This window comes from Actinomycetota bacterium (genome assembly GCA_005774595.1).
Lineage (GTDB): Bacteria > Actinomycetota > Coriobacteriia > Anaerosomatales > D1FN1-002 > D1FN1-002.
Genome location: VAUM01000050.1, coordinates 1 through 9,219, shown reverse-complemented (window position 1 = coordinate 9,219; position 9,219 = coordinate 1). Strand labels below are relative to the sequence as shown.

Below are 9,219 nucleotides of genomic sequence, written 5' to 3'. Positions count from 1 at the left end.
AGCGCCCTCGGACCAGATGAGGTCGTAGACGCTGTCGACGCCTTGGATGTACATGGCGAGGCGCTCAAGGCCGTAGGTGATCTCGGCAGGCACCGGGCGGCACTCGAAGCCGCCGACCTGCTGGAAGTAGGTGAACTGCGTGCACTCCATGCCGTCGAGCCAGACCTCCCAGCCGAGTCCCCACGCGCCGAGCGTCGGCGACTCCCAGTCGTCCTCGACGAGGCGGACGTCGTGTTCGGCGGGCTCGATGCCGATGGCGCGCAGCGAGTCGAAGTACAGGTCGAGCACGTCGTCGGGGCTCGGCTGGAGGATGACCTGGTACTGGTAGTAGTGCTGGAGACGGTTGGGGTTCTCGCCGTAGCGGCCGTCGGTGGGTCGGCGCGACGGCTGGACGTACGCGGTGCGCCACGGCTTCGGGTCGAGCGTGCGCAGCGTGGTGGCCGGGTGGAACGTGCCGGCGCCGACCTCCATGTCGTAGGGCTGCAGCACGACGCAGCCGTGATCGGCCCAGAAGCGCGACAGCGCGAGGATGATGTCCTGGAAGGTGGGTGCTGTGGCGGTGGTCATCGGTGTACCTCGCTGGTAGGCGCGTGAGCGTGGGTGACTATGGTAGCGCACCGCACGCCCGACACCCTCGGGTGCTACGGTAGTCACGGCATCGGAGAGCATCCCCCATCCGGAGGCGCTCGTGACCTCGCTGCTCGGCCCCGACACACCCGCCGCCATCGCCGCGGCCGTCATCTTGGCCGCCAAGGCCGAGCCGCTCTTCGCGCTCGAGGCCGCCGCCGCGTCGGGCGAGGACATGGAGGCCGTGCACGACATGCGGGTCGCGTCGCGCCGGCTGCGCGCCGCGATGGCGATCTTCCGCCCGCTGTACCCCGACCGCGAGTGGCGCCGCTTCAACCGCATGGCGCGCGCCATCACGCGCTCGCTGGGCACCGTGCGCGACGCCGACGTCTTCGTCGACGAGTTCGCGCGCCTCACCGAGCGCGCGCGCACGACCGACGAGCGCGTCACGCTCGCGTGCATCATCGGCCACCGCCTCGGAGAGCGTCTGCGCGACCTCGAGTCGATGCGCGAGACGCTGGCGACCCTCGGCCTGGCCGAGCGCCGCGACGGGTTCCTCGCGTTCGTGCGCCGAGGCGACGCGGGCGCCTACCAGCCGCTCGGCGAGCTTGCCGACGCCGTGGTCCGGGAGCGCCTGACGGCGGTCTACGCGCACCTGCCCGAGGCGCTCGAGTCCGACGCCGGCGAGACGCAGCACTCGATGCGCATCGCGGTCAAGCGCCTGCGCTACGCCATCGAGACGCTGCGCCCGTGCTTCACCGGCAAGGCCGACAAGGTGCTCGAGACACTCAAGACGCTGCAGGACGTCCTCGGCGAGCTGCACGACCGCGACGTGTTCCTCAGCTCGGTGCGCGAGATGGCCGAGTCCGGCGAACTCGCGAAGGCCGGCGTGAAGGGCCCGGGGCTGCGCGCGGTGGAGCGGCACCTGCTCGCCGAGCGGGCCGGCTTCTTCGACACGTTCGCCGCGCTCACGGCCGAGTGGGACGAGGCGCGCATGACGCGCGCGGTGCTCGGCGCGCTGCGGACGGACGCCGCCCCGGACGCCGTCGAACCCGAGGCGGACGCGACGCCGTGAAGCGCCTCGCCGCGATCGACATCGGGAGCAACTCCGTCCGGCTCATGGTCGTGGCGGTCGAACGCGGCGGCGGCTACCGTTTGCTCGACGAGGAGAAGGCGCAGGTCCGCCTCGGCGAAGGACTCGTGCAGTCCGGCGCGTTGTCGGACGCGGCCCAGGAACGCGCTCTCGAGGCGCTCGCCAGGATGCTCGAGATCGCGCGAAGCCTGGAGGCCGACACGGTGCGGGCCGTCGCCACGGCGGCGGTGCGCACGGCCTCCAACGGCCCCGCGTTCGTCGCACGCGTGCGCGAGACGCTCGGACTCGACGTCGAGGTCGTCTCGGAGATCGAGGAGGGCAGGCTCGCGTTCACGGGAGCCGCGGCGAGTTTCGACCTTCCGGGCCGCACCGCGGTCATCGACATCGGGGGCGGCTCTGTGGAGATCGTCCGCGCCGCCGACGGACAGATCGAGAGCATCACGTCGCTGCCCCTGGGCGCCGTCGTGCTCACCGACCGCATCGGCACCGCCGACCCGCCCGCGCGCGAGGACCTGCGCGCGGTGCGCCGGCACGTTCGCGAATCGCTCCGCGGCGCGTTCGGGGAGGACCCCGAGCCGGTCACGGTGATGATCGGCTCGGGGGGGACGGCCACCTCGCTGGCCGCAGTCGTCGCGGCGGCGGCAGGCGACGACTACGCGTCCGTGCACGGGCGCGAACTCTCGCTCTCCGATGTCGTGCACGTCTACGCCCAGCTCAAGAGCCTCACGCTCGAGCAGCGCCGCGCGGTACCCGGAGTGCCAGACTACCGAGCCGACATCATCGTGGCCGGCGCGCTCGTGGTGCGCGAGGCGATGGCCGTGCTGCGCTGCAACCGCTTCCTGGTGAACACCCGCGGCATCCGAGAGGGACTCGTCCTCGAGACGATCGCACGGGCGACGGGCAGGCGCAAAGGAGCCGACCCCTCCGCAGCCATCGTCCGCTTCGGCAAGCGGTGCAGGTTCGACCAGCGCCACGCCGAGCACGTGAACGAGCTCGCGCTCTCGCTGTTCGACTCGATGGCCGACGAGTCGCTGACCGCCGACGACCGCCGCCTGCTCGAGACCGCCGCGATGCTGCACGACGTCGGTTACTTCGTCGGGTACGAGAAGCACCACCGGCACAGCTGCCACCTGCTGACCTACGCGGATCTGCCCGGGCACTCGCCTCGCGACATGGCCGTCGTGGCCGCGGTCGCGCGCTACCATCGCGGCGGACTGCCCAAGGCCAGGCACGAGGAGTTCGCGCGCCTGTCGCCCACCGACCGTGACACGGTCTCCAAGCTCGGGGGCATCCTGCGGCTCGCCGACGGATTCGACCGGGGACGAGTCGGCCGCGTGCGCTCCGTGACCCTCGAGCGCCGCGACGACCGGGTCACGGTGACGGCAGACGGCGACGCCGACCTCCACGTCGAGCTCTACGGCGCGCGCGAGAAAGCCGACCTGCTCGAGAAGGCGTTCGGGGTGCGCGTGCGGATCAGCGGCGCCTGAGGCGCGGCATCCCCCTACCCCAAGAACCCGAGCGACTTCATGCGCGCCGGCAGGTGGTGCTGCACGAACGTGCGCACGAGGCGCGCGACCCCGTCGAGCACTTCGTCCGGCACCCCGAGTGCCGCGACCTCGGCCATCCTCGCGCCCATGAGCGCGCCGATCGCGCTCCGCCCCGCCGACGACAGCGGCACGACCGCCTCGTCCTCGCCCGCGCACTCGGCGCACACGACGCCTCCCGCCTCGATCGAGAACCCGGCGCCGCACTTCTCGCTCGCGCAGTGCACGCAGCCAGCAAGCTGCGGCCGGTAGCCCTGCACCGCCATCGCCTTGATCAGGAACGCCGTCACGAGCGCCCGCACGTCGGCGGCGTCGGCGGCCGCGAGCACGTCGAGTGCGGTCACGGCCAGCGGGAACATGCGCTCCTCGGCCTGACCCTCCAGCGAGACCTTGTCGCAGAAGTCGAACACGACGGCCGCGCCGCACGACCGGTCGTAGTCCTCGCGCAGGCCGGCGTGCATCTCCACGCACTCGGCCTAGGTGACGTGATCGAGCGTGCGCCCGGTGTGCAGCAGCAGGTCGCCGACCGCGCCGGGCTCGAGCCGCGCGCCGAAGCGCGAGCCGGGCTTGCGGGCGCCGCGCGCCACCGCGCGCAGCTGGCGGCCGTCCTCGGCGAGCAGCGTGAGGATGAGGTCGGTCTCGCCGAGCTTGGTCTTGCGCAGGACGAGCGCGCGGGCGCTGTACGGGGGCATGCGCGCGTGTGCCTGCCGGGTGCGCTACCCGCGCCCGTGCGCCAGCGCGTCGAGGATCTCCGTGCCCGAGGAGGACCCGAGCCGCGTGGCGCCCGCGTCGAGCATCTCGAGCGCGCCGACCAGGTCGCGGATGCCGCCGGACGCCTTCACGCCGATGCGCTCGCCCACGGCCGCGCGCAGCGTGCGCACGTCGTCGGCGGTGGCGCCGCGCGGTCCGAAGCCGGTGCACGTCTTCACGAACGCGGCGCCCGAGTCGGCCACGAGCACGGCCGCGCGCGCGATCTGCGCGGCGTCCAGATGTCCGGTCTCGATGATGACCTTGACCAGCGCAGACCCGCCCGACACGTGCTCCACCTGCGCCACCACGGCCGCGACGTCGTCGGCCACGAACCCGTCCTCGCCTTCGAGGAACGCCGCGACGTTCATCACCATGTCGACCTCTTGGCACCCGAGTTCGACCAGGTGGGCGGCCTCCTCGGCCTTGGACTCGGTGTTCGCGTACCCGAGCGGGAAGCCGCACACCGAGCAGACCTTCGTGGCCGTGCCGGCGAGCTTCTGCGCGGCGACCGGCACGAGGAACGGCGCGACGCACAGCGCGGCGAAGCCGAGTGCGGCGTTCGCCTCGATCCAGCGCGCCCCCTCGGCGAAGCCCACCGTCGGCTTGAGCATGGTCTGGTCGATCGCGGCAGCGAGCGTGTCCCTGTCCATGGTCTCTACAGTCCCTCTCCGTAGCCGAACCTGCGGATCTGCGAGGAGTCCCGGCGCCAGTCCTTGCGCACCTTCACCCGCAGGTCGAGGAAGACCTTGCCGCCGAGCAGGCGCTCGAGGTCGGCGCGAGCCTCGGTGCCGATGCGCTTGATCATCGCGCCACCCTTGCCCACTATCATCCCCTTCTGCGACTCGCGCTCCACGTACACGACCGCGCGGATCGTGACCATGCCGGTCGCCTCGGTCACATCGATCTCCTCGATGGCGACGCCGACCGCGTGCGGGACCTCGTCGCGCATGGCGCGCAGGACCTTCTCGCGGATGAACTCGGCGAGCATGACCTCGATGGGCTGGTCGGTGGTGACGTCGCGCGGGAAGTAGCGCGGGCCTTCCGGCAGCAGCCGCACCACGACCTGGACGAAGCCGTCGACGTTGAAGCCCTCTGTCGCCGAGACGACGACCGCGTCGTCGAACTCGCACAGCGCGCGTGCGGCGTCCAAGCGGCGTTCGAGGACCTCCGGCGCGACCAGGTCGGCCTTCGTGAGCACGAGGACGCGCTTGGCACCGGGAGCGGCGGCCACGCGCTTGGCGACCCACTCGTCGCCTCGGCCCACCTCGGCAGACGCATCGATCACGAGGCACGCCACGTCGACGTCGCCGAGCGCGAGCAGCGACGAGCGGTTGAGCTCCTCCCCGAGCGCGTCGAGCGGCTTGTGCAGGCCCGGCGTGTCGACGAAGACCACCTGCGCGTCGTCGCGGTCGAGCACCGCGCGCAGGCGGTGCCGGGTGGTCTGCGGGGTGTCCGAAGTGATGGCGACCTTCGCACCGACGGCCGCGTTGACCAGCGTGGACTTGCCGGCGTTCGGCCGGCCGACGAGCGCGACGAAGCCGCTGCGGACCGGCGCGAGCGGGTCGGCCCCGCCGGGTGCCGCCGGCTCAGTCACCGTCGAATTCGTCCTGGTCCAGGTAGCCGCGGACGAACGCCTCGGGCAGCAGCTCGTCGAGGCGCATGACCATGACCGCGTCGGTCGCCCCGCCCATGACGACGCGCATGTCCGGTCCGAACTCGGCGAGGAACTGCCGGCAGCAGCCGCACGGGGGCGTGGGCGCGTCGGAGTCGCCGACCACGGCGACGGCGACGATCTCGCGGCGTCCGGTCGCGATGCACGCCGCTGCGGCGGAGCGCTCGGCGCACAGCGTGGCGCCGTACGAGGCGTTCTCGACATTGCAGCCCTGATAGATCTCGTTGTCGGCGGCCATGACGGCCGCGCCCACGCGGAACTTCGAGTACGGCGCGTACGCCTTCTCGCGGGCCTCGCGCGCGAACGCGAGCAGGGCCAAGTCGGCGGCGGTGATCTCGGTCATCGGTCCTCCTCGGTCGGTGGCGCGGCCATCGGGAGCCTTCTGGGCCGTTCCGTCACGTCCACCACGTAGCGTAGCCGTTCCACGCGCTCATCGGAACGCCACCTGGAAGACGAAGGTGGCCGCGAGGAAGCCGATCACGGCGCCCGAGACGACCTGGGTGACCGTGTGCCGCTCGGACTCCACGCGCGACTGCGCCACGAGCGCCGCCACGAACAGCGCGAGCAGGGTCGCCTGCACGTTGCGCGTGACGAACCCGATCGACGCCGCGGCCGCCATCGCCAGCGCGGTGTGCCCGGACGGCCAGCCGCCCGACAGCCACGTACCGGTGTGCGACGCCCACTTGCCGGCGAGCGCGAGCAAGCCAGCCAGCCCGAGCGCGATGATGGTGAGGTGCGCGGGCATGTCGCGCAGGTACGCGAAGAGGTGCTGCGTGGGCCCGGAGATGCGGCCGAAGAAGACCACGTAGCCGACCGCGACCGCGCTCACGGACGCGAGCAGGACCGCGCCGGCCGCGACGTCCTTGGCGGCCTTGGCGGCGGGGTCGAAATGCTCGACGGCGAGATCGACAGCGTTCTCGAGCGCGGTGTTCACGAGCTCGGTGACGATCACGAGCGAGATCGCGAACAGCAGGGCGATGAACTCGAGCGCGGAGATGCGCAGCGCGAGCGCCGCAACGAGCACCGCGATGGCCAGCGCCACATGGATCCGCATGTTCCGCTGCGTCTTGAGGGCGTAGACGATCCCCTCGATCGCGTAGTTGAAGCTCCAGAGCAACGAGCGGCTGCGCATCGCGCGTCCCTCTAGCGGGCGTCTGCCCAGCGCGCGAGCAGCTCGCGCTCGCGGGCCTGCATCGCCTCGGCGTCGGCATCGGACTCGTGGTCGTAGCCGAGCAGGTGGAGGATGCCGTGGACGAGCAGCAGGTCGAGCTCGGCCTCGACGGTCGAGCCGTACTCGGCGGCCTGGCGCGCGGCGACCTCGGGCGCGACGATGACGTCGCCGAGCGCGACCGGCTCGTCGCCGGGCACGGGGCAGGGGTCGTCGCAGGGGAAGCTGAGGACGTCCGTGGCGCCGTCCTTGCCGCGGTAGCGCTCGTTGAGGTTCGCCATCTCGTCCTCGCCGACGATCGCGACCGACAGCTCAGCGCCGCCCGTCACGTCCTCGGCGTCGAGCACGAACTCGCCGAGGCGCTCGAAGGCGGCCAGGTCGAGCGGCTCGGGGTCGCGGTGGGAGGTCACACTGACGCGCTCGCTCACGACTCACCCCTCTCGGCGCTGCGCGCCTCCTCGAACTCGTGGTAGGCGGTGACGATGCGCTGGACCAGCTTGTGGCGCACCACGTCCTTGCTCTTGAGCTCGACGAACGCCACGTCGGTGATACCGGTGAGGATCTCGCGGACCTGCTTCAGGCCCGACGCGCCCTTCGGCAGGTCGATCTGCGTGACGTCACCGGTCACCACGACCTTGCTGCCGAACCCGAGGCGCGTCAGGAACATCTTCATCTGCTCGGGGCTCGTGTTCTGGGCCTCGTCGAGGATGATGAACGAGTCGTTGAGCGTGCGGCCGCGCATGAATGCGAGCGGCGCGACCTCGATGACGCCGCGCTCGGTCAGCGACGTGGACTTCTCGATGTCCATCATGTCGAACAGCGCGTCGTACAGCGGCCGCAGGTAGGGGTCGACCTTCTCGTAGAGGTTGCCCGGCAGGAAGCCGAGCGACTCGCCCGCCTCGACGGCCGGGCGCGTGAGGATGATGCGGCCGACCTCCTTGGCCTTGAGCGCCTCGACCGCCATCGCCATGGCGAGGTAGGTCTTGCCGGTGCCGGCCGGGCCGATGCCGAAGGTGACCGTATTGCTGCGGATCGCATCCACGTAGCGCTTCTGGCCCGCGGTCTTCGGGCGGATCGTCTTGCCTCGGTGCGTGAGGATGACGTCGGAGAACACGGCCGAGGGGCTGTCCTCGCCGGACTTGAGCATGTCGATGGCGCGGTCGATGGAGTCCGCCGAGAGCGGCTGGCCTGCCTCGAGGAGCTGAAGGAGCTCGCCGAAGAGCGCAGAGACCGCCTGGCTCTCCGCGGATCCGCCCGAGATCGAGATCTCGTTGCCGCGCACGCCGATGTCGGCGTCGAACTGGTCCTCGATCAGCTTGAGCAGGTGGTCGCCGTGTCCCAGCAGGTCGATCATCGGGATGTCGGCTGGCACGACGAGGCGGATCTGCGCGGTCTTGGTCACGGGCTGGTGAGCGCTCCTTGTCGGAGGGGGCCTACGCCGCGGATTCTACCACCGAGGGACCCGCGCCCGACGCGTCAGCGCAGCGTGGCGGACTCGCGCAGCTCCGCGCTGACCACGTCACCCGCGCGCGCCCCGCCCGCGACCGGCCAGGTCACGTGGACGTAGTCGCGCGTGGTTCCCTCGGCGACGCCGGCACGGACGCGCTCGACGAGGACCTCCTGCGGCTCGGGGCGGCGCGCCGCGTCCGCCAGGTACGTCGCGCGCAGCCGCTCGCCGGCGGCGCGCAGGTCCGCCGCGCGTGCAGTGCGGGTGGCCGGCGGGACGCTGCCGGGCATCGTGGCGGCTGGCGTGCCCTCGCGCTCCGAGTAGCGGAACACGTGCAACTTGGCGAAGGCGAGACGCTCGCAGAGCGCGATCGTGGCGGCGTGGTCGTCCGGCGACTCACCGGGGAAGCCGGCGATGACGTCGGTCGTGACGGCGAGGCCGGGCAGCGCCGCGCGTGCTCGGGCGATCGCGTCGGCGTACTGCGCGGCAGTGTAGCCGCGGCGCATCGCGGCGAGGACCGCGTCTGCGCCCGACTGCAGCGGCACGTGCAGGTGCGCGCAGACCTGCGGCGTCTCGGCGAGCGCCGTGAGCATGCGCTCGGTCAGATCGAGCGGCTCGATGCTCGAGAGGCGCACGCGCGGGATCCCGGCTGCAGCGACCGCGCGGACGAGGTCTGCGAGGTCACGGCCCGTGTCCGCGTAGCGGCCGAGGTTCACGCCGGTGAGGACGACCTCGCTCACGCCGGCGGTCGCGAGCGCGGCGACCTGCGCGAGCACGTCGTCCCATGGCACTGACCGCGCGGGCCCGCGGGCGTCCGGCACGATGCAGTAGGCGCAACGGGCGTCGCAGCCGTCCTCGACCTTGAGGTCGGCGCGCGTGCGGAAGGCGGCGCCGCGGACGCGGAGGGCCTCTCCGGTTGCCGGCGTCACATACGACGTCGTATGTGACGTCGTATGTGACGTCACCGGTGACGCCGGC

General features: G+C 71.8%; 12 protein-coding genes. 2 read left to right on the top strand and 10 right to left on the bottom strand.

Annotated features, from left to right (window positions below; translation table 11 throughout):
* A partial coding sequence (locus FDZ70_03435; GenBank protein TLM78908.1) for a glycine--tRNA ligase subunit alpha occupies positions 1 to 567 on the bottom strand: 567 nt, incomplete at its 3' end.
* A gap of 100 nt (positions 568 to 667) precedes the next feature.
* Between FDZ70_03435 and FDZ70_03430 the strand changes: the two genes are divergently transcribed.
* Both FDZ70_03430 and FDZ70_03425 read left to right on the top strand, forming a co-directional pair.
* Entirely contained in the window at positions 668 to 1,642 is a 975-nt protein-coding gene (locus tag FDZ70_03430) for a CHAD domain-containing protein (protein ID TLM78907.1), read from the top strand.
* Positions 1,639 to 3,147, top strand: a complete 1,509-nt coding sequence (locus FDZ70_03425) for a Ppx/GppA family phosphatase (GenBank protein ID TLM78906.1) — start codon at positions 1,639 to 1,641, stop codon at positions 3,145 to 3,147. Before FDZ70_03430 ends, FDZ70_03425 begins: the two co-directional genes overlap by 4 nt.
* A gap of 14 nt (positions 3,148 to 3,161) precedes the next feature.
* Here the strand turns inward: FDZ70_03425 and recO are convergent, their stop codons facing one another.
* The 9 genes from recO to FDZ70_03380 form a co-directional block, all read right to left on the bottom strand.
* Positions 3,162 to 3,671 carry a DNA repair protein RecO gene (gene recO / locus FDZ70_03420; GenBank protein ID TLM78905.1) on the bottom strand — a complete coding sequence of 170 codons (510 nt, stop codon included), beginning with the start codon at positions 3,669 to 3,671 and terminating at the stop codon, positions 3,162 to 3,164.
* A 9-nt stretch (positions 3,672 to 3,680) separates the two neighbouring features.
* On the bottom strand, positions 3,681 to 3,896 hold the full coding sequence (locus tag FDZ70_03415) for a hypothetical protein (GenBank protein TLM78904.1): 216 nt from the start codon (positions 3,894 to 3,896) through the stop codon (positions 3,681 to 3,683).
* 24 nt (positions 3,897 to 3,920) lie between these two features.
* A complete protein-coding gene (gene deoC, locus FDZ70_03410) occupies positions 3,921 to 4,604 on the bottom strand; it encodes a deoxyribose-phosphate aldolase (protein ID TLM78903.1) in 684 nt (227 codons plus the stop codon).
* Between the two features lie 5 nt (positions 4,605 to 4,609).
* Positions 4,610 to 5,548: a GTPase Era gene (locus FDZ70_03405; GenBank protein ID TLM78902.1), complete on the bottom strand. Its 939-nt coding sequence runs from the start codon at positions 5,546 to 5,548 to the stop codon at positions 4,610 to 4,612.
* Positions 5,541 to 5,969, bottom strand: a complete 429-nt coding sequence (locus FDZ70_03400) for a cytidine deaminase (GenBank protein TLM78901.1) — start codon at positions 5,967 to 5,969, stop codon at positions 5,541 to 5,543. The genes FDZ70_03405 and FDZ70_03400 overlap by 8 nt, the downstream gene beginning before the upstream one ends.
* 87 nt (positions 5,970 to 6,056) lie before the next feature.
* Positions 6,057 to 6,758, bottom strand: a complete 702-nt coding sequence (locus tag FDZ70_03395; protein TLM78900.1) for a phosphatase PAP2 family protein — start codon at positions 6,756 to 6,758, stop codon at positions 6,057 to 6,059.
* Positions 6,759 to 6,769: 11 nt separating this feature from the next.
* Positions 6,770 to 7,222 (bottom strand): rRNA maturation RNase YbeY, encoded by a 453-nt coding sequence (gene ybeY / locus FDZ70_03390; protein ID TLM78899.1) that lies wholly within the window; start codon positions 7,220 to 7,222, stop codon positions 6,770 to 6,772.
* On the bottom strand, positions 7,219 to 8,148 hold the full coding sequence (locus FDZ70_03385; protein ID TLM78909.1) for a PhoH family protein: 930 nt from the start codon (positions 8,146 to 8,148) through the stop codon (positions 7,219 to 7,221). Before FDZ70_03385 ends, ybeY begins: the two co-directional genes overlap by 4 nt.
* Before the next feature lie 122 nt (positions 8,149 to 8,270).
* The coding region (locus FDZ70_03380) for a MiaB/RimO family radical SAM methylthiotransferase (protein ID TLM78898.1) at positions 8,271 to 9,219 on the bottom strand (949 nt) is incomplete at its 5' end.

What these genes read in the sequence shown, in the direction of transcription:
- FDZ70_03400 (TLM78901.1), bottom strand. Translation starts at nt 5,969, where the DNA reads ATGACCGAGATCACCGCCGCCGACTTGGCCCTGCTCGCGTTCGCGCGC.
- FDZ70_03415 (TLM78904.1), bottom strand. Translation starts at nt 3,896, where the DNA reads ATGCCCCCGTACAGCGCCCGCGCGCTCGTCCTGCGCAAGACCAAGCTC.
- FDZ70_03385 (TLM78909.1), bottom strand. Translation starts at nt 8,148, where the DNA reads ATGATCGACCTGCTGGGACACGGCGACCACCTGCTCAAGCTGATCGAG.
- FDZ70_03395 (TLM78900.1), bottom strand. Translation starts at nt 6,758, where the DNA reads ATGCGCAGCCGCTCGTTGCTCTGGAGCTTCAACTACGCGATCGAGGGG.
- deoC (TLM78903.1), bottom strand. Translation starts at nt 4,604, where the DNA reads ATGGACAGGGACACGCTCGCTGCCGCGATCGACCAGACCATGCTCAAG.